This is a genomic window from Pseudomonas taeanensis MS-3 (genome assembly GCF_000498575.2).
GTDB lineage: Bacteria > Pseudomonadota > Gammaproteobacteria > Pseudomonadales > Pseudomonadaceae > Aquipseudomonas > Aquipseudomonas taeanensis.
Genome location: NZ_AWSQ01000009.1, coordinates 152,631 through 170,899, shown reverse-complemented (window position 1 = coordinate 170,899; position 18,269 = coordinate 152,631). Strand labels below are relative to the sequence as shown.

Sequence of the window (18,269 nt, the reverse complement as noted above, 5' to 3'; positions counted from 1 at the left end):
TGCGCGACTGAAAGCGACATGGCGTTCCGACCGGCGCCCACCCGCGTCAGCTGGACTAGACTCAAGCAGTGCGCGGACCACCACACTCCAGCCGCCAGACCAATGACTCCGTCGACCCAGCCCATGCGCGTAGTGCAGGCTCTTTGCGGATGCCTCCCTGGACTCTCGGAGTCGGCAGCAGAGGCCCAGTCGCCCATGCAGAAGCGAATACCAGTCACGCTCGGAGCAATTACTCAGGAGCAGCGCGGATGTCTACAGGAGCGAAGATCGCATCGCAGACCGAATCCTTGCCGCAAGACCCGAGCCCGGCTTTGCCTGGCTCAAACCCAGACCTGAAGTCAAAACCGCAGCGTTCATGGTGGCAAGAAACATTGGCACCATTGCGCCACTTGAAACGCTCGACCCAGTTCGTCATTGCTGCGGTGATCATCCTCGGCCTGACCATGGCCTTCGTCGGCAACCTGGTCAGCAAAACCATCGAACGCTCGGCGGTACAGGCCGCCGCCGAGGCCGGTGCGTTATATATGTCGACCTTTCTGGAGCCCTACGTTCAGGAGCTGTCCACGGCCAAGCGTCTTTCCGCCAAGACGTCCCAGGCTATCGACCATCTGATGTCGAGTCCCACGCTGAACACCCACATTAAGTCCGTGAAGATCTGGAGCCCCGACGGGGCGGTGATATACAGCACGAATAAATCCGTGATGAACAAGACGTTTTCAACCACCGACGAAATCAAACAGGCTTTGGCAGGTAATACCGTCACCGAATGGGGGGAGTTGCAAGACGAAGAGAATGCGTATGAACGCAGCCTGGGCATCCCCTTATATGAAATCTATGCCCCGCTTCGGGAGTTCGGCTCAGGGAGGATTGTGGCCGTCGGCGAGTTTTATGAAAGCGCAGAGACGTTGCAGCATGAAGTCGATCGCACCCGTCACGAAGTCTGGATCATCGTCGGCACGGCCACCGTGACCATGCTGTTGCTGTTGTTTTGTATCGTACAGGGCGGTGAGCGGGTGATTGATCGGCATCAACGGGCGCTGCGCAAGCAGATGGAGGAACAAGCACTGCTGCTTTCGCAGAACGGCAACCTGCAACGCAAAATTGCCACCGCCCATCAGGAGTTCTCGCAGATCAATGAACTCACCCTACGCCGCCTCGGCGCGGATCTACATGACGGTCCGGCTCAACTGCTGACCCTGATCCTGGTTCGACTGGATGAGCTCAGCGCACTGCAAGAACGTTATCAGGCAAATGGTCACCCACTAGAAGGAGATGCCCTGGAAACCATGAGGAGTGCCGCAAAGGACGCACTGCAGGAGATCCGCAACATCTCTCGCGGCCTGGCGCTTCCGGAAATCAACGGCATGACCTTGCGCCAGGAACTGGAGCTGGTCGTACTACGGCATGAGCAGCGCACCAGAAGCCAGGTCGGCCTGAGTTGCGGTTCGTTGCCAGAAAACCTGCCGCTCACGCACAAGATCTGCATCTATCGATTTGTCCAGGAGGCGTTGAACAATGCCTACCGCCATGCTGCTGGGTCCGGCCAGGAGGTCCACGCCAGCTATGACGGAACCTGGCTCGAAGTGCGGGTTTGCGACACCGGTCCGGGTATTGCGACCGAGAGCGCACCTGCGACGGAGGTAAACCAAGGCCGGACCTGCCTGGGCCTGGCCGGAATGCGCTATCGGGTCGAAGCCCTTGGCGGAGTCTTTGCCATCGAATCCTCGGCCAGCACCGGAACCCAGGCGAGCGCGCGATTCAAACTGTGACTAGGGTCCTGTGGCGCTCACCATCGCCGCAGCTTGAGCATCATCGATGCGCGGCGGTTAATCGAGTTCACTGTAGGGCTGACAGGCCACCCATTGCGACCCGGCCAAGCGACGCTGGATGTTCGACACCTGCGCATTATCCCAATGCCGCCTGACGGCCGTAACCGCCTCCACCCGGTTGCGCACGTGGAGCTTCTGCATGACGCTGGTCATGTAATGCTTGACGGTTTTCTCGCTCAACGAGAGTTTGAGAGCAATTTCTCGATTGGTCAGCCCATTGGCCACTTCGCGGATGACTTGCTCCTCGCGGTGGGTGAGATCGGCGATGCTCTTTTCACCCTCGTTATGTTTCTTCAGATTATTGATCAGCCGGCCTGCGAACCCCGGCGTGATGAAGGTTTCACCCTTGGCAACGTTTCTGATTGCCTGCACCAGTTCAGGTCCGCTTACACCTTTCAACACATAGCCTTTGGCACCCGCCTCCAAAGCGGCATAGGCGTCCTCTTCGGACTCAGAAACAGTCAGCATCAAAACCTTGATCGATGCCGAAGCCGATGTAATGGCGCGGACCGCAGCAAAGCTATCACCGGGCATGTGCACATCCATCAGCATCACATGGGGTTCGAACTCCGCTGCGATGGCCTTAGCCTCATCGGCTGAACCACCCTGCTCCACCACCTCGAAGTCGCTAACTCGCTTGAGCGTCGCGGCAACCCCCTGCCTCAACAGAGGGTGATCATCGACGATACCAATCCTGATTTTGCAGCTCATACACGGTCCCTCCCCTACTGCGCTCCGATCGTTGGCCCGAGCGGCTCCGCCAAACCACTCAGATCCTTCAGAGTGTAGTAAACCCAATACGTGCACGCTCGAATTGACTGCAATAAACCTAGCCGACTGTCAGCCGATTAGCCCAGAGATAATCAGACCAAAGTCCTAAGCAGTTTTCAGACTAAAGTCGCGAAATTTGATTCGACCTCCGCATCTTTGGCTAGAAAGGAAACCCTCCCATGCTGTAGGCCTCTAGGAATTTCTGAGCAGTGACTATGACTTACGTATTCAGATATGACCTTGACTCAAATCAATGCCAATCATTTGGCGCACCTATCGAGCTCAACAACCGACAGGCGGTAACGGTTGTCGATTCCGTTGTGTCAATGCCGCACTCAACCGCTACGGTTGAGCCTGCGAAGAGCGCACCTAAGCCGGTCAGCGCCGTGAAACCACATAGATCCACCGATTACACGCAGGCACTCGATGCTACTCGTCTGTATCTGAACGAAATCGGCTTCTCACCCCTGCTCTCGCATGAGAAAGAACTGCACTTTGCCCGCCTGACGCAGCAAGGCGATCCCCAGGGGCGCAAGTGCATGATTGAGAGCAACCTGCGCCTGGTGGTGAAGATTGCTCGCGGCTACCTCAATCGTGGGCTGTCGCTACTGGACCTAGTAGAAGAAGGCAATCTCGGCTTGATCCGCGCAGTGGACAAGTTTGACCCCGAACTTGGCTACCGTTTCTCAACCTATGGCACTTGGTGGATTCGCGAAGCCATTGAGCGAGCCATCATGAACCAGACTCGCACCATTCGCCTGCCCATCTACGTAGCCAAGAAGCTCAATGCTTACCTGGGAGCAGCTCGCGAGCTGACCCGCAAGCTCGATCATGACCCCTCATCGGATGAGATCGCCAAGCTATTGGAAAAAACCGTGAGCGAAGTCGAGCATATACGAGAGCTGAACGTACGCGTGTCATCCGTGGACTCTGCCCGCACCCCGGATTCGGAGCGGTCACTTCTGGACACCCTCGCCGACGATCCGTCGAACGATCCCTGCCGGTTGCTGCAGAGCAACGAGCTGTCGCAAAAGCTCAAAGGCTGGATGGCTGAACTTACAGATAAGCAGCGGGAAGTATTGATACGCCGCTTCGGCCTACGCGGCGATGATGGGTGCACCCTGGAGGAGATGGGGCAGAGTGTCGGCCTGACCCGCGAGCGGGTTCGGCAGATTCAGGCCGAAGCGCTCAAACGCCTACGCACGATTCTGGAGAAAAACGGCCACACCAGTGAGAGCCTGCTGCAATAATTGGTTCCTGAGCACGCGTTTGTATAGGTCAACGCCCAGAGACGCCTGTTCCAGATTTCTGCACGCCAAAGCCGCCCTCAGGCGGCTTTTCATTGCACGCTAAACGCTTACTGCACCATTTCCTGCTCGCTGAACAGATCACTGAATAGCATGCTCGACAGGTAACGCTCACCCGAGTCAGGCAGAATCACCACGATGGTCTTGCCCTGCATCTCCGGCTTCTCGGCCAGGCGCACTGCCACGGCCATCGCCGCGCCACAGGAGATGCCGCACAGGATCCCCTCCTCGCGCATGAGCCGCAGGGCCATGGCCTTGGACTCTTCATCAGTGACCTGCTCGACACAATCAACCATTGCCAGGTCGAGATTTTTCGGCACAAAGCCAGCGCCAATTCCCTGAATCTTGTGCGGGCTAGGCTTGACCTCATCGCCCGCGATGGTCTGGCTGATCACCGGTGAAGACACCGGCTCGACCGCCACAGACAGGATCGGCTTGCCTTGAGTCTGTTTGATATAGCGCGACACGCCGGTAATGGTGCCGCCGGTACCGACACCCGACACCAGCACATCCACTGCGCCGTTGGTGTCGCTCCAGATTTCCGGGCCAGTAGTTGTTTCATGGATCGCCGGATTAGCCGGATTTTCGAACTGCTGCGGCATGAAGTATGTGGCCGGGTCAGAGGCGGCGATTTCGGCGGCCTTCTCGATCGCCCCCTTCATACCCTTGGCCGGCTCGGTCAGCACCAGCTCGGCGCCCAGCGCTTTCAATACCTTGCGCCGCTCCAGGCTCATCGATGCCGGCATAGTCAACAGCAGCTTGTAGCCCCGTGCTGCCGCAACGAAGGCCAGACCGATACCGGTATTGCCAGAAGTCGGCTCGACTATAGTCATACCGGGCTTGAGCACGCCACGCTCCTCGGCATCCCAGACCATACTGGCACCGATTCGGCACTTCACCGAGTAGGCCGGATTGCGCCCTTCGATCTTGGCCAGAATGGTCACACCGGTTGGTCCCAGGCGATTGATTCTGACCAGCGGGGTATTACCGATGGCTTGTGCGTTGTCGGCGAAGATGCGACTCATGGCGGTGTCCTTATGCGCGTTCTAGCGGAAGCCTCAGAGACTATGATGAGCAAGCGCAGCAGTCCAGCCCAGCGCATGCGCGCTGAACTCCAAACCGTTGGCATGGGTCTGTTTATTTATGAAAAAACGCTACGGCATTCCCATGTGGTTTGTACTGGGCCTGTGCGCTGCTTTGCTGGCCGCCTACCTTGCCCTGCCCTACATGGTGCGGGACTACCTCAATGACAAACTTGCCGATATGGGCGACTACCAGGGTCATATCAGCGATGTAGACCTAGCCTTGTGGCGCGGGGCTTACCGAATAAATGGCCTGGAAATCGTCAAGATCGATGGTCAGGTTCCTGTGCCCTTCGTCGACGCCCCAAGTATCGATCTGTCGGTCAGCTGGCATTCACTTTGGTACGACCGTGCTGTGGTCGCCACCGTTGAGTTTGGCCACCCCACACTCAACTTCGTCGACGGAGGTGACAATAAAGCGGCCTCGCAGACCGGTCAGGGAACCGACTGGCATGAACAACTCGAAAAATTGCTGCCGATAACCCTCGATGAACTCAGAGTGGTAGAAGGCACCATTCGATTTCATAATTTCACCTCAAAACCACCCGTTGAACTTGAAGCCACTCAGGTCAACGCCAGCCTGTACAACCTGACTAACGTGACGGATGAGCAAGGCAAACGAGTCGCTCACTTCGAAGGCACGGCCAAACTACTGGGCAATGCCCCCCTCGAAACTCAGGCTAGCTTCGACCCGTTCAAGGATTTCGAGGACTTCGACTTAAAACTGCGGGTTACCGACATCGAGCTAAAACAGCTCAATGACTTTTCCGGCGCCTATGGCAACTTCGACTTCAATGCCGGAACCGCTGATGTGGTGATTGAAGCCAGCGCCAACGCTGGTCAGCTTGACGGCTACATCAAGCCCCTGTTGCGCAATGTGGACATATTCAACTGGCGACAGGACGTGGCCAACCAGGACAAAGGCTTCTTCCGCTCGCTCTGGGAAGCGCTGGTTGGTGGCAGCGAAACGGTGTTGAAGAACCAGAGCAAAGACCAGTTCGCCACTCGCATTGAACTCAGTGGCAACGTGCATCAACAGGAGACCAATGGCCTGCAGGCCTTCTTCGCGATTCTGCGCAATGCCTTCATCGAAGCGTTCAATGCTCGCTTCGAAAATTCTGCGCAGGCCGAACCCGTCACGAAGTGACGGCCCATTCAGTGACTGAATGGGCCGTCTGCGTTCACACTTACGCCACCTCCGCGGTATAGTCACTTTTTCTAAATACTGAACTAGCGGGTTTATCTCCCGCCGATACCGTTCGAGGATTTACTGATGAAGTTCGAAGGCACTCAGTCGTACGTCGCTACCGATGACCTCAAACTCGCGGTCAACGCCGCGATCACCCTGGAGCGCCCATTGCTGGTCAAGGGCGAGCCGGGCACCGGTAAAACCATGCTCGCCGAGCAGCTGGCCGAGTCCTTCGGTGCCAAGCTGATCACCTGGCACATCAAGTCCACCACCAAGGCCCATCAAGGCCTGTATGAATATGATGCCGTCAGCCGTCTGCGCGATTCGCAGCTGGATTCCGACAAGGTCCACGACGTTCGCAACTACATCAAGAAGGGCAAGCTGTGGGAGGCTTTCGAAGCCGATGAGCGGGTAATCCTGCTGATCGACGAGATCGACAAGGCCGATATCGAGTTCCCCAACGACCTGCTGCAAGAACTCGACAAGATGGAATTCTACGTTTACGAGACCAACGAGACGATCAAGGCCAAGAAACGCCCGATCATCATCATCACCTCGAACAACGAGAAGGAACTGCCAGACGCCTTCCTGCGCCGCTGCTTCTTCCACTACATCGCCTTCCCGGATCGCGTCACACTGCAGAAGATCGTCGATGTGCACTACCCGAACATCAAGAAGGACCTGGTCGCCGAAGCGCTCGATGTGTTCTTCGATGTGCGCAAAGTGCCAGGCCTGAAGAAGAAGCCCTCGACCAGCGAACTGGTCGACTGGCTCAAGCTGCTGATGGCTGACAACATAGGCGAAGCGGTACTGCGCGAACGCGATCCGACCAAGGCCATTCCGCCATTGGCCGGTGCCCTGGTGAAGAACGAGCAAGATGTGCAGCTGCTCGAACGTCTGGCGTTCATGAGCCGCCGCGCCAGCCGTTAACGCCGGCCTTCGTACAGCCAGGAGGTGAGTCATGCATAACGGTAGCTGTCTCTGTGGTGCGGTGAAATACCAGATCGACGCGCCCATACGCGCGGCCACTCACTGCCATTGCAGCCAATGCCGCAAGGCCCATGGCGCGGCCTTCGGCACATATACCACGGTGCTCAAGGCGGACTTTCGTTTCACCCAGGGCGCCGATCAGGTACGCACGTTCTACTCCTCGCCGGGTGTCGCCCGCACCTTCTGCCAAGCCTGCGGTGCGACCCTGCAATGGATGGAACTCGACAGCGAGTTCACCGGCGTCGCGCTGGGGACCCTGGACACCGCACTGGGCGAAATTGCTCAGAAGCACATCTACGCCGACTCGAAGGCCGACTGGTATGCCATCCGTGATGGCCTGCCTCAGGAAAACGGCTGAGTCAGCCCGCTGAATACACGAGGACGCAGCCATGCTGCTCAACCTGTTCAATGAAATGCGCGCCGCCAAAGTACCGGTCTCGGTACGCGAGCTGCTCGACCTGATCAACGCGTTGAAACACAACGTGGTGTTCGCCGACATGGACGAGTTCTACTTTCTCGCCCGTGCCATCCTGGTCAAGGACGAACGGCATTTCGACAAGTTCGACCGCGCTTTCGGCGCCTACTTCAAGGGCTTGGAAAATCTCAACCAACACATCGAGGCGTTGATCCCCGACGAGTGGCTGCGCAAGGAGTTCGAGCGTTCGCTGAGCGACGAGGAGCGCGCCAAGATCGAGTCCCTCGGCGGCCTCGACAAGCTGATCGAGGAGTTCAAGAAGCGCCTGGAAGAACAGAAAGAACGTCACGCCGGCGGTAACAAATGGATCGGCACCGGCGGCACCAGCCCGTTCGGCTCCGGCGGGTTCAACCCCGAGGGCATCCGCGTCGGCGATGCTGGCCAGCGCCAGGGCAAGGCGGTCAAGGTGTGGGAGCAGCGCGAATACAAGAACCTCGACGACCAGGTCGAACTGGGCACCCGCAACATCAAGATCGCCCTGCGCCGCCTGCGCAAGTTCGCCCGCCAGGGCGCCCAGGACGAACTGGACCTGGACGGCACTATCGACCACACCGCGAAAGACGGTGGCCTGCTGAATATTCAGATGCGCCCGGAGCGGCGTAACACGGTCAAGCTGCTGCTGTTGTTCGATATCGGCGGCTCGATGGACGCCCATGTGAAAGTCTGCGAGGAGCTGTTCTCGGCCTGCAAGACCGAGTTCAAGCACCTGGAGTACTTCTACTTCCACAACTGCGTGTACGAGTCGGTATGGAAGAACAACCTGCGCCGCACTTCGGAACGCTTCTCCACCCAGGACCTGATGAACAAGTACGGCGCCGACTACAAGGTGGTGTTCGTCGGCGACGCAGCCATGGCGCCTTACGAGATCACCCAGGCCGGCGGCAGCGTCGAGCACTGGAACGAGGAACCGGGCTACGTCTGGATCAAGCGCTTCATGGAGAAATACAAGAAGCTCATCTGGATCAATCCCTACCCCAAGGACACCTGGAACTACACCGCCTCGACCAACATCATGCGCGAGTTGCTGGAAGATCAGATGTATCCGCTGACCCTGCAAGGCCTGGAGGATGGCATGCGGTTCTTGTCGAAATAAGCACCACGCAATTGGCTCAGGGCGACGGGTGACGGGTGACGGGTGACGGGCGCAATAGAGTGCGCTCTCCCAGTTGCAGTGACCTGCGAGCACCAGGCCGAAACGAATACGCGAAATTGGCGCCCACGCAGCACGTCAATAACTCCGTCCGGGGCTCATAGTGGCCTTCAGGCGCAAAGCCGAAGATCAAAGACAGGCCCAGGCAACTGCTTGGGCTGATCCATTCCCGCGTCTCTCGCTACTCTTTGGCGCCCCCTGCTCGATCCTCCCCCACCCGACGTCACTTGCCTGCACGCAAGCATTCGGTCAGTGCCCAGTCGACGGTCGCGCGAAGTCTGGTCGGCCTTGAGCCCGCTAAATGCGGCGTACACGACGAGAAACTCGACAGCGTCAAAACACCACCAGATTCGGCGGAAAGCTGCTGATAAACCATAAGTTATTGCTACAACTGGAGAAATAACATGCATTAAGCCAGTCGCACGCAGCCTCAACTACACCTTGCCAGAAGCCGGAAACCCAAACTATACCTAAGCAACAAGTCCTCCTTTACGGCACATAAGAAGGGCATCCATTTGCACTCGTCCTTGAGCCATGCAGCAGTTAGCTGCGACTCAGGATTTCGCAAGTAGCAGTATGGGGGTTCACCAAATGGGCATGTTGCTATCACCGCGCACAGAACTGGCTGAGGTGCTATTTCGCTTACGCCGAACCTTTTATTCCCTGGCCGCGTTTAGTGGGGTGATCAACCTGCTGATGTTGACCCCTGCGGTTTACATGCTGCAGGTGTATGACCGGGCGCTGGTCAGCAGCAACGTCACAACTCTGCTGATGCTGACCCTGCTGGTAATAGGCCTGTATGTACTGATGGCCACGCTGGAAGTAGTCCGCTCCACTGTATTGATCCGCGTCGGCAATCGGCTCGACATGATGCTCAACACGCGCATATTCGGCGCCGCATTCGAGCGTAATCTGCGGCGTGCCGGCGGCAACCCGGCGCAAGCGTTGCAGGATCTGGCCCAGGTGCGTCAGTTTCTCACCGGCAATGGTCTGTTCGCTTTCTTCGATGCCCCCTGGACCCCGATCTACCTGCTGGTGATCTACCTGATCCATCCGATACTCGGTTTCATCGCCCTGATCGGCTCGCTGTTACTGGTCGCACTTGCTTACTTAACCGAGATCAGCACCCGTAAACCACTGGCCGAAGCCAATCAGGCGTCCGTGGTATCCGGCAGTTTTGCCAATAACAACTTGCGCAACGCCGAAGTCATCGAAGCCATGGGTATGCTTCCGGCCATCCGCCAACGCTGGTTCGGCAACCATCTGCGCATTCTTGAAAATCAGACCCTGGCCTCCGATCGCGCAGCCTATATCAACGGCACGACGCGCTTCGTGCGCATTACCCTGCAGTCCTTGATGCTCGGCGCCGGCGCACTGCTGGCGATCAAAGGCGAAATCACGCCAGGGATGATGATCGCCGGCTCAATTCTATCTGGACGTGCCCTGGCCCCGGTCGAACAGGTTATCGCGGCGTGGAAACAGTTGCTCTCCAGCCGTGGATCCTGGGGACGACTAGCAGCCTTGCTGAACGACTTCCCCGCACACAAACCGTCCATGCCACTGCCCAAACCAGTGGGGATAGTCGTTGTGGAAGGCGCCTTCGCCAACGCACCCGGATCGGGCCTACCTATCCTGCGCAACATTTCCTTCAACCTCGCCCCGGGCGAAGCACTCGGCGTAATTGGCCCATCCGCCTCTGGCAAGTCGACTCTCGCACGTCTGCTCGTTGGTGTATGGCCCGCTCAGGCAGGCAAGGTGCGCCTGGATGGCGCCGACGTATTCCAGTGGAACAAGGAAGAGCTTGGGCCCTGGCTGGGCTACCTGCCACAGGATGTCGAATTGTTCGAAGGCAGCATTGCCGAAAACATCGCCCGCTTTGGCGAGATCGACAGTGAAGCGGTCATCCTCGCAGCCAAACAAGCGGGCGTACACGAGATGATCCTGCGCTTGCCGCAGGGCTATGACACGGTTCTGAGCACCGACGGTGGTTCGCTGTCCGGCGGGCAAAAACAGCGCATCGGGCTGGCCCGCGCACTCTACGGCGATCCGTCATTGATTGTGCTCGACGAGCCGAATGCCAGCCTCGACGACCTCGGCGAAGCGGCCTTGGTCCAGGCCATCGCCGACCTCAAGCGGCGCCAAAAGACCCTGGTCCTGATCTCTCACCGGCCAACCATACTGAACATGGTCGACAAGGTGCTGATGCTACGCGAGGGCACCGTGCATACGTTCGGTACCCGCGATGAAGTCTTCAACGCGCTCCGCCAGGCAGGCGTGATACCTGCAACAGGCGGCTCACCGAGCCTCGCGTCAGTCAAGGCGAAGGAATAAAGTCATGTCGGATCTTGAGTTCGAAAGCAAAAGTCTAAAACTGGCCAACCCTGCGCAAGAGGTTGACGTCGATGATCGCCGCCCTGGCCGCTGGGGCATGTGGCTGGTGATAGCTGGCTTTGGCGGGTTCATTATCTGGGCCGTTATCGCGCCCCTCGACGCCGGGATAGTTGCCAACGCCACAGTCAATGTGACCGATAATCGAAAAACCATCCAACACCTGACGGGAGGATCGGTTGAGGCCATTCTGGTACGAGAGGGCGACCTGGTGAAACGCGGCCAGGCGCTGATAGAGTTGGATCAGACCCAAGCAGTTGCCGAGCAAGGTGTGGTCAGCGCCCAGTACATCGTAGTGCGCACCGTACAAAATCGTCTGCAAGCCGAGCGCGACGGATTAACCGAGGTGAATTTCGACCCTGACTTACTTGCCCGCTTCGCCGATGACCCGCGCCTGCAAGCTGCGATTGCCCTGCAACAACGTCTCTTTACCACCCGGCGCAACGCCGTAATCGGCGAAGCCGGCATCTTGCAGGAAAACATCCGCGGCGCCGAAGAACAGATTAGAGGCCTGCGTCAGGTGCAAGGCTCACGGCGCGCGCAAATCAGGTTTCTCAATGAGGAACTCGAAGGCGTGCGCAGTCTCGCTGCTGAAGGTTATGTGACCCGCAATCGGATGCTCGAACTGGAGCGCAGCGCAGCCGAACTGAACGCCGCTTTGGCCCAAAACATTGCTGACATTGGTCGTGCACGTAACCAGATCGCCGAATTGAAACTGCGCACTCTGCAACTTGAGCAGAACTTCCAGAAGGAAGTGCAATCGCAACTGACCGATGCACAGAAGGAAGCCTCTGCCCTCACCGACCGCTTGCGTTCGCTTGACTACGAGGTCACCCATACGGTGATCCGCTCGCCTATCGACGGCATCGTCCTGGGCCTCAATGCCTCGACCATCGGCGGCGTGATCCAGCCGGGCTCAGTGATAATGAATGTGGTACCGGCAAACGAACCGTTACAGGTTGACGCCATGATCCCGGTACAGGCCATCGACAAGATGACCCCAGGTTTGCCCGTGGACATCACCTTCCCGGCCTTCAACCATGCCCAAACACCGAGCATTCCCGGCCGGGTGCTGACTGTCTCGGCTGACCGTTTGGTCGATGAGAGCAACAAACAGCCCTACTACCTCGCCCAAGTCGAAGTCACGCCAGAAGGCATGGACAAACTCGGCAGCAATCGCATTCGCGCCGGCATGCCGGCCACGGTGACAATCAAAACGGGTGAACGCAATCTAATGAGTTATCTTATGAAACCAATGCTCGACCGCGTCGACAATGCCTTCAAGGAGCAATGAGACAGTGCCTTTAAGAAACAATAATAAAGCGGTCCGTTCAGCTCTCTTCTACCTGGCCGGTTTGGCTAGCCTGCCTGTAGCGGCAATGGACCTGCAACAAGCCTGGGAAACCCTGCAATTGCAAGGACCGACCTACCGCTCTGCTGTCTATGAGCGCGATGCCGGCCTGGAAAATCGCGCCTTGGGACGCGCAGGTTTACTGCCACAAATCAACGCCAGCGCCAGTAAAAATCGCGTCAATGGCACTCAGGAACAATCTGGCCTGACTGGCGGCTCTGTCGAACGCGACCTTGATTACGACTCGGAAAACCTCGCGGTGCGACTGCGCCAACCGCTGTTCAACCGTCAGAAACTCGCCGAGTACCGCCAAGGCAAACAACGCGCCGAATACAGCGAAGCCGTTTTCGACGCCAAGACGCAGAACGTCGCCGTACGCTTGGCCAACCGCTATTTCGATGTACTGCTGGCGCGTGAAACCATCGATTTGTCGAACGCCAAACTTAATGCACTCGAGCAACAGGTGGCATCATCACAGCGACGTTACAAACTCGGCGATGGCACTATCACCGACGTCTATCAGTCTGCCGCGCGGCGTGACCTGGCCCTGGCCGAACAGATCGAAGCCCAAGATAACCTGCTGATCTCTCTGCGCCTGCTGCAGGAGATGCTCGGGGAGGTGCCACAACAGGTCGCCACCTTGCGTCGAGGCTTTCCCACTCCGCCCTTACACCCCAACAACCTGCAGGCATGGATGGACAAGGCCCAGGCGAATAATCCGGCACTGCGGGCCCGGGACTACAGCCAACGGGTCGCGGAAGAAGAAGTCAATCGGGCCAAGAGCGGGCACTGGCCGACCCTCGATCTGGTGCTGGGTTACACCGACAGTCAAAGTGACTCCATTTCGACCATCGATCAGCAGAACCGTTACTCCTCGATTGGCCTGGAGTTCAATATGCCACTGTTCGCCGGTGGTGCGACCAGCGCCAGAGTGCGCCAGGCAGTAGCTAGCCGCGATCAGTCCGGTGAGGACTTGAATGCCACGCGCGAAGAAGTCTTCTCGTCGACCACCCGCCAGTTTCGTGGTGTACAAAGCGGACAAGCGCGGATCAAGGCTCTGGAAAATGCCGTCATGTCGAGCGAGCGGGCTCAGGACGCGGCGAAGAAAGGTTTCCTTGCGGGCTCCAGCACCAACGTCGATATCCTCAACGCCGAGGAGCAGGTGTTTATCGCCCGCCGTGACCTGCTGGAAGCCAAGCTCCGCTATTTACTCGCACGCTTACAGCTGTCGGCAGCCGTAGGACTGCTCGGTGACGATGACATCAGCCAAGCCAACGCTTATCTCGGCCCTGAACTGTCTTTGAGTTATTAAGAGTCATCAGCGCCAATGCCGGGTCTGTGTGCGCGTGTCTTGCCCGGCGCCGAATACCCAAGCAATCGCCAACAGGAGCAATTCCACCAACCAGGCCAAAAGCAAGGCGCAGACGATCCCCCAGGCAATCGCTTCGGGGACCAGCAGCACTTGATAGCGATAGGCCGCGTAAGTTTCTTCCAGCAACTCGGAGTCGGCCGCGATAGTCAAATGCCAGACCTGTGCGTACCAAGGGCCTTGCATGGCGCGCAACTCAGCGTCGAGAAAGTGACCACGTTCGACCAATCGACCTACGCTTTGCGCATCGCTGCGCATTACCGAGTCGTCACTGACCCGGTAATGCGCCACCAACGCATCGAGATCGTCTTTGAAGAAGCGCTTGGCGGTTTGACGAAAGCCTGTCAGCGCTCGTTCGGACTCCAGCTGGTGCGCTTCGACGCGTTTGGCATAGTCGTCGATAAAGCCCGGAACCTGCACCCCGAGCAACAACCCCAGGGCAAACAGCCCCAGACGCAGATAGCTTCTAAACATTCCCCCTCCCCAACACCCGACATATCCGGGATGCTTGATTTTTCCTTGGCCGGTTTAATCTCCAGCGACCGAGTGGCCCACTCGGCTGGTGGATAGACTCAGGTGCCGATGATCGAGGCGTCGAGACATGCGCTGCCACGAGTCATAACAAGTGATTAGTCGAGATCGTCAACACCGGCTTGCTACACCTGACCATGCGCCACGCACTCGCCACTGCGCCAGAGACGCCACTCGCCTGGCTGATACAGACTCCAGCGTTCGTTGTCAGTCAATGGTTCGGTCACCAGTACCGTCACCACATCATTGGGCGTGGTCTCGGCCTGGAAATCTACCCGCATATCGGCGTCTTTCAATTGTGCCGGACCAAACGGCGCGCGCCGCGTGATGTGCGCCAGCTTGGTTGAACAGAAACTAAATAGCCAGTCGCCATCACTGAGCAGGCAGTTGAACACCCCCTGCTTGCGGTACTGCGCACAACTATTGATCAAGCTCGGTAACATCATCTCAATCGGCACGGGCTCGGGAAACGCCGTGCGCAGGCGATTGAGCAGATCACAAAATGCCGCTTCGCTGTCGGTGTCGCCGATCGGCCGGTAAAAGCTAAGCACCGGGCGGAAATCAGACAACTGACCGTTGTGTGCGAAACACCAATTGCGCCCCCACATTTCCCGCACGAATGGGTGAGTGTTGGCCAAGCACACGCGACCGACATTCGCTTGGCGAATATGGCCGATCACCACTTCGCTTTTGATCGGGTAACGCCGTACCAACTGCGCCACTTCCGATTCACTGCTCGCTCGCGGATCCTGGAACAGGCGCAGGCCGCGACCTTCATAGAATCCGATCCCCCAACCATCGCGATGCGGGCCAGTCAGGCCACCGCGCTGCACCAGGCCGGTGAAGCTGAAGACAATATCGGTGGGTACGTTGGCGCTCATGCCGAGCAATTCACACATGTCTACTTCACTCCGACTAGGGCGCTGTGTAACCGTTCGGCTTGCCGCTGCAAGATCGCCTCAAGGCGTATACGGTTCAAGGGCAGGAAACGTGAGAACACGCACCGGATCAACTGGGGCAAGTCCCCAGCGCAGCGTGGAATCAGGTGCCAATCACAATCGCGCCGATCCGGGCTATTACCCGCTCACGCCCTGCGCAATGATTAGAGTCGCGGTTCGACGCGCAAATGGCGGTCGCCGCGTGGCTCGTAACTCGCTTCGGCGAAGTCGCCACTGTCGCGCTGCATCATCTCGCGCAGGGTCGGCGCGTCATCATCCGCTTCAGGCGCCTGACTTTGCCGGTCCTTCCACCAGCGCTCCAGTGGCCAGCGGATGGCCACGAACAGCAGGTACAGGGCGAAGGCGATCATGCCGTACATGGCCAGGTCGGCCACGGCACGCCAGGCGTTGTTGCCCACTTTGAACAACATATCCAGGGCGGTAATGGCAATCGCCGGGGCGAACAATTCCTTGGCCGGATCGACGATGGTCGGCGTGAACAACAGCACCGCCACCAGCACACGCAAGGGTTCGCGCAAATAACGCCACATCCAGTTGGTCAAGCGCAACCAAACTAACAGGCAACCCAAAGCCGCAATGGCATAGGCGGCCCAGGCGAGTAGATAGTCGCTCTCGATCATAAAGCTGATGAATTCCTGGCATGGCGGGGCTTACGAAGTGGGGCTTATGATAGCGGCTTTTCACCGGCCCGGCTCCCCCGCTGTCGGCCGCCCGCACTGGAGTTGCCGTATGTCGCACGCCCCCACCGCCCGCACCGAGAGCGGCAACGACCCCTACCACTGGTTGGAGAATCGCGACAGCCAGGAGGTTCTCGAGTATCTCCAAGCTGAAAACGCCTACCTGGAGGCGCAACTTGCTGGGCAGCACGAGCTGCGTGAAACACTGTTCCAGGAGATCAAAAGTCGCATCCGCGAGACCGATCTATCGCTGCCCTCGCCGTGGGGGCCGTACCTGTATTACCAGCGCACCACTGCCGGCGACGAATACCCGCGGCACTACCGTTGCCCGCGCCCGATCGATGGCTCGCTCAGTGTCGATGAAGACGCCGAACAGTTGCTTCTCGACCCGAATATTCTCGCGGGCGACGGTTTCCTCTCGCTCGGAGCCTTTAGCATCAGTCCGGACCATCAGCGCCTGGCCTACAGCCTGGACACCAGTGGCGACGAGACCTACCAGCTATTTGTCAAAGAGCTGGCCAGCGACACCGTCAGCCAGCTGCCCTTCAGCGACTGTGACGGCAGTATGACCTGGGCCAACGACAGTCAGACGCTGTTCTTCGGTGAGTTGGACGATACCCACCGCCCCCACATGCTGCATCGCCACCGCCTCGGCACGGACTCCGCCGAGCAGGTGTTCCATGAAGCCGACGGCCGCTTCTTCCTTAACTGCTATCGCGCCAGTTCCGAGCGCCAGTTGGTCCTGCTGCTGAGCAGCAAAACCACCAGCGAGGTCTGGGTGCTCGATGCCGACACGCCGAATGGCGCCTTCAGCTGTCTGGCGCCGCGTGAAGAAGGTCACGAATACTATGTCGATCACGGCAAACTCGACGGTGACTGGGCCTGGTTGATTCGCAGCAATCAACGCGGGATCAACTTCGCCCTGTTGTTTGTCAAGGAGAGTAGCGACAGCCAACAGCTTCCGACTCGCGAACACTGGCGCGAACTGCTCGCCCATAACGATCGAGTCATGCTCGAGGGCGTCAGCCTGAACAACAGCGCGCTGACCCTCAGCCTGCGCGAAGGCGGCCTGCCGATCATCGAGGTACGCGCCCACGGGCAAGCGAGCTACCGGGTGCAACTCCCGGATGCCGCCTACAGCCTGTACGTGCAAGACAGTCTGGAGTTCGACAGCAAGGAAATCCGCCTGCGCTATGAGGCGCTCAACCGCCCGGCCCAGATCCGCCAACTGACCCTGGCTAACGGCGCACAACGGGTGCTCAAGGAAACGCCTGTCGAGGGCGAGTTCGACGCCGATGCCTATGTCAGCCAACGTCTATGGGCGACTGCTGCTGACGGCACCCAGGTGCCCATCAGTCTGGTGGCCAAACGTGACGTGCTCGGTCATGCGGCGCCGCTTTACCTCTATGGCTATGGTGCCTACGGTGAAAGCCTGGACCCCTGGTTTTCCCACGCTCGTCTGAGTTTGCTCGATCGCGGCTTCGTCTTCGCCATCGCCCATGTCCGCGGCGGTGGCGAACTGGGCGAAGCCTGGTACCGTGCCGGCAAACTGCAACACAAGAGCAACAGCTTCAACGACTTTATCGCCTGCGCCGAACACCTGATCGCCAGTGGTTACACCACGCCAAACCAGTTGGCCATCAGTGGCGGCAGCGCCGGGGGCCTGCTGATCGGCGCGGTGCTCAACATGCGCCCTGAGCTGTTCGCCGCGGCCGTGGCCGAAGTTCCGTTCGTCGACGTGCTCAACACCATGCAGAACCCCGAGCTGCCCTTGACCGTGACCGAATACGACGAATGGGGCGACCCGCATGAGCCTGAGGTGTACCAGCGGATCAAAGGCTACGCGCCCTACGAGAACATCAGCGCCCAGGCGTACCCGGCTCTGCTCGCTGTCGCTGGCTACAACGACAGTCGTGTGCAGTATTGGGAGGCGGCCAAGTGGGTGGCTAAACTGCGATCCAACAAGACCGACGACAACCTGCTGCTGCTGAAAACCGACCTTGGCGCCGGCCATGGCGGCATGAGTGGGCGCTACCAGGCGTTGAAGGATGTGGCTTTGGAATACGCCTTTCTGCTCAAGGTACTCAAGCTACACTGAACGTGACCTCACCCAGCGCGCTCAGAGGGTCTAACAAGTGATCGTTGGCAAGCTCGCCCCTAGTGGGTAAGGTCATACTCGGATCCGCCCACCTCTCAACCGC

General features: G+C 58.6%; 15 protein-coding genes. 10 read left to right on the top strand and 5 right to left on the bottom strand.

The window, feature by feature from the left end; genetic code table 11:
• Nucleotides 1–248: 248 nt before the first annotated feature.
• A complete protein-coding gene (locus TMS3_RS21045; RefSeq protein ID WP_025167272.1) occupies nt 249–1,769 on the top strand; it encodes a sensor histidine kinase in 1,521 nt (506 codons plus the stop codon).
• Between the two features lie 57 nt (nt 1,770–1,826).
• Here TMS3_RS21045 and TMS3_RS21040 read toward each other — a convergent pair whose 3' ends face one another.
• Nucleotides 1,827–2,540: a response regulator gene (locus TMS3_RS21040; protein WP_025167271.1), complete on the bottom strand. Its 714-nt coding sequence runs from the start codon at nt 2,538–2,540 to the stop codon at nt 1,827–1,829.
• Nucleotides 2,541–2,926: 386 nt separating this feature from the next.
• Between TMS3_RS21040 and rpoS the strand changes: the two genes are divergently transcribed.
• Entirely contained in the window at nt 2,927–3,850 is a 924-nt protein-coding gene (gene rpoS, locus TMS3_RS21035) for an RNA polymerase sigma factor RpoS (protein WP_025167270.1), read from the top strand.
• 107 nt (nt 3,851–3,957) lie between these two features.
• On the opposite strand, the gene cysK is transcribed toward rpoS, so the two are convergent.
• The gene (gene cysK / locus TMS3_RS21030; RefSeq protein WP_025167269.1) at nt 3,958–4,932 is read right to left on the bottom strand and encodes a cysteine synthase A; all 975 of its coding nucleotides are present in this window, start codon (nt 4,930–4,932) and stop codon (nt 3,958–3,960) included.
• A 118-nt stretch (nt 4,933–5,050) separates the two neighbouring features.
• On the opposite strand from cysK, the gene TMS3_RS21025 reads away from it, so the two are divergent.
• From TMS3_RS21025 to TMS3_RS20995, 7 genes are all read left to right on the top strand, one after another.
• Nucleotides 5,051–6,136: a DUF748 domain-containing protein gene (locus TMS3_RS21025; RefSeq protein ID WP_025167268.1), complete on the top strand. Its 1,086-nt coding sequence runs from the start codon at nt 5,051–5,053 to the stop codon at nt 6,134–6,136.
• Between the two features lie 126 nt (nt 6,137–6,262).
• Nucleotides 6,263–7,108 (top strand): AAA family ATPase, encoded by an 846-nt coding sequence (locus TMS3_RS21020; RefSeq protein WP_025167267.1) that lies wholly within the window; start codon nt 6,263–6,265, stop codon nt 7,106–7,108.
• A gap of 31 nt (nt 7,109–7,139) precedes the next feature.
• Nucleotides 7,140–7,526, top strand: coding sequence for a GFA family protein (locus tag TMS3_RS21015; protein WP_025167266.1), 387 nt, complete (start codon nt 7,140–7,142; stop codon nt 7,524–7,526).
• Between the two features lie 31 nt (nt 7,527–7,557).
• Entirely contained in the window at nt 7,558–8,736 is a 1,179-nt protein-coding gene (locus TMS3_RS21010; RefSeq protein WP_025167265.1) for a vWA domain-containing protein, read from the top strand.
• Between the two features lie 648 nt (nt 8,737–9,384).
• On the top strand, nt 9,385–11,124 hold the full coding sequence (locus TMS3_RS21005) for a type I secretion system permease/ATPase (RefSeq protein WP_025167264.1): 1,740 nt from the start codon (nt 9,385–9,387) through the stop codon (nt 11,122–11,124).
• Nucleotides 11,125–11,128: 4 nt separating this feature from the next.
• On the top strand, nt 11,129–12,475 hold the full coding sequence (locus tag TMS3_RS21000; protein WP_025167263.1) for an HlyD family type I secretion periplasmic adaptor subunit: 1,347 nt from the start codon (nt 11,129–11,131) through the stop codon (nt 12,473–12,475).
• 85 nt (nt 12,476–12,560) lie between these two features.
• On the top strand, nt 12,561–13,844 hold the full coding sequence (locus TMS3_RS20995) for a TolC family outer membrane protein (protein WP_051394284.1): 1,284 nt from the start codon (nt 12,561–12,563) through the stop codon (nt 13,842–13,844).
• Nucleotides 13,845–13,850: 6 nt separating this feature from the next.
• Here the strand turns inward: TMS3_RS20995 and TMS3_RS20990 are convergent, their stop codons facing one another.
• The 3 genes from TMS3_RS20990 to TMS3_RS20980 all read right to left on the bottom strand — a co-directional run bounded on the left by TMS3_RS20990 (nt 13,851) and on the right by TMS3_RS20980 (nt 16,011).
• Complete coding sequence (locus TMS3_RS20990; protein WP_025167261.1) at nt 13,851–14,375, bottom strand: DUF2937 family protein; 525 nt, start codon at nt 14,373–14,375, stop codon at nt 13,851–13,853.
• A 182-nt stretch (nt 14,376–14,557) separates the two neighbouring features.
• Complete coding sequence (locus TMS3_RS20985) at nt 14,558–15,331, bottom strand: class II glutamine amidotransferase (protein ID WP_025167260.1); 774 nt, start codon at nt 15,329–15,331, stop codon at nt 14,558–14,560.
• 203 nt (nt 15,332–15,534) lie between these two features.
• Complete coding sequence (locus TMS3_RS20980) at nt 15,535–16,011, bottom strand: hypothetical protein (RefSeq protein WP_025167259.1); 477 nt, start codon at nt 16,009–16,011, stop codon at nt 15,535–15,537.
• 109 nt (nt 16,012–16,120) lie between these two features.
• On the opposite strand from TMS3_RS20980, the gene TMS3_RS20975 reads away from it, so the two are divergent.
• Complete coding sequence (locus TMS3_RS20975; RefSeq protein WP_025167258.1) at nt 16,121–18,166, top strand: S9 family peptidase; 2,046 nt, start codon at nt 16,121–16,123, stop codon at nt 18,164–18,166.
• The last annotated feature ends 103 nt before the right edge of the window (nt 18,167–18,269 follow it).

Coding starts and splice junctions, on each gene's coding strand:
- TMS3_RS21005 (WP_025167264.1), top strand. CDS start 9,385: ATGGGCATGTTGCTATCACCGCGCACAGAACTGGCTGAGGTGCTATTT.
- TMS3_RS21015 (WP_025167266.1), top strand. CDS start 7,140: ATGCATAACGGTAGCTGTCTCTGTGGTGCGGTGAAATACCAGATCGAC.
- TMS3_RS21025 (WP_025167268.1), top strand. CDS start 5,051: ATGAAAAAACGCTACGGCATTCCCATGTGGTTTGTACTGGGCCTGTGC.
- TMS3_RS21000 (WP_025167263.1), top strand. CDS start 11,129: ATGTCGGATCTTGAGTTCGAAAGCAAAAGTCTAAAACTGGCCAACCCT.
- TMS3_RS20990 (WP_025167261.1), bottom strand. CDS start 14,375: ATGTTTAGAAGCTATCTGCGTCTGGGGCTGTTTGCCCTGGGGTTGTTG.
- TMS3_RS20980 (WP_025167259.1), bottom strand. CDS start 16,011: ATGATCGAGAGCGACTATCTACTCGCCTGGGCCGCCTATGCCATTGCG.
- TMS3_RS20975 (WP_025167258.1), top strand. CDS start 16,121: ATGTCGCACGCCCCCACCGCCCGCACCGAGAGCGGCAACGACCCCTAC.
- cysK (WP_025167269.1), bottom strand. CDS start 4,932: ATGAGTCGCATCTTCGCCGACAACGCACAAGCCATCGGTAATACCCCG.
- TMS3_RS21010 (WP_025167265.1), top strand. CDS start 7,558: ATGCTGCTCAACCTGTTCAATGAAATGCGCGCCGCCAAAGTACCGGTC.
- TMS3_RS21020 (WP_025167267.1), top strand. CDS start 6,263: ATGAAGTTCGAAGGCACTCAGTCGTACGTCGCTACCGATGACCTCAAA.
- TMS3_RS20985 (WP_025167260.1), bottom strand. CDS start 15,331: ATGTGTGAATTGCTCGGCATGAGCGCCAACGTACCCACCGATATTGTC.
- TMS3_RS20995 (WP_051394284.1), top strand. CDS start 12,561: ATGGACCTGCAACAAGCCTGGGAAACCCTGCAATTGCAAGGACCGACC.
- TMS3_RS21040 (WP_025167271.1), bottom strand. CDS start 2,540: ATGAGCTGCAAAATCAGGATTGGTATCGTCGATGATCACCCTCTGTTG.
- rpoS (WP_025167270.1), top strand. CDS start 2,927: ATGCCGCACTCAACCGCTACGGTTGAGCCTGCGAAGAGCGCACCTAAG.
- TMS3_RS21045 (WP_025167272.1), top strand. CDS start 249: ATGTCTACAGGAGCGAAGATCGCATCGCAGACCGAATCCTTGCCGCAA.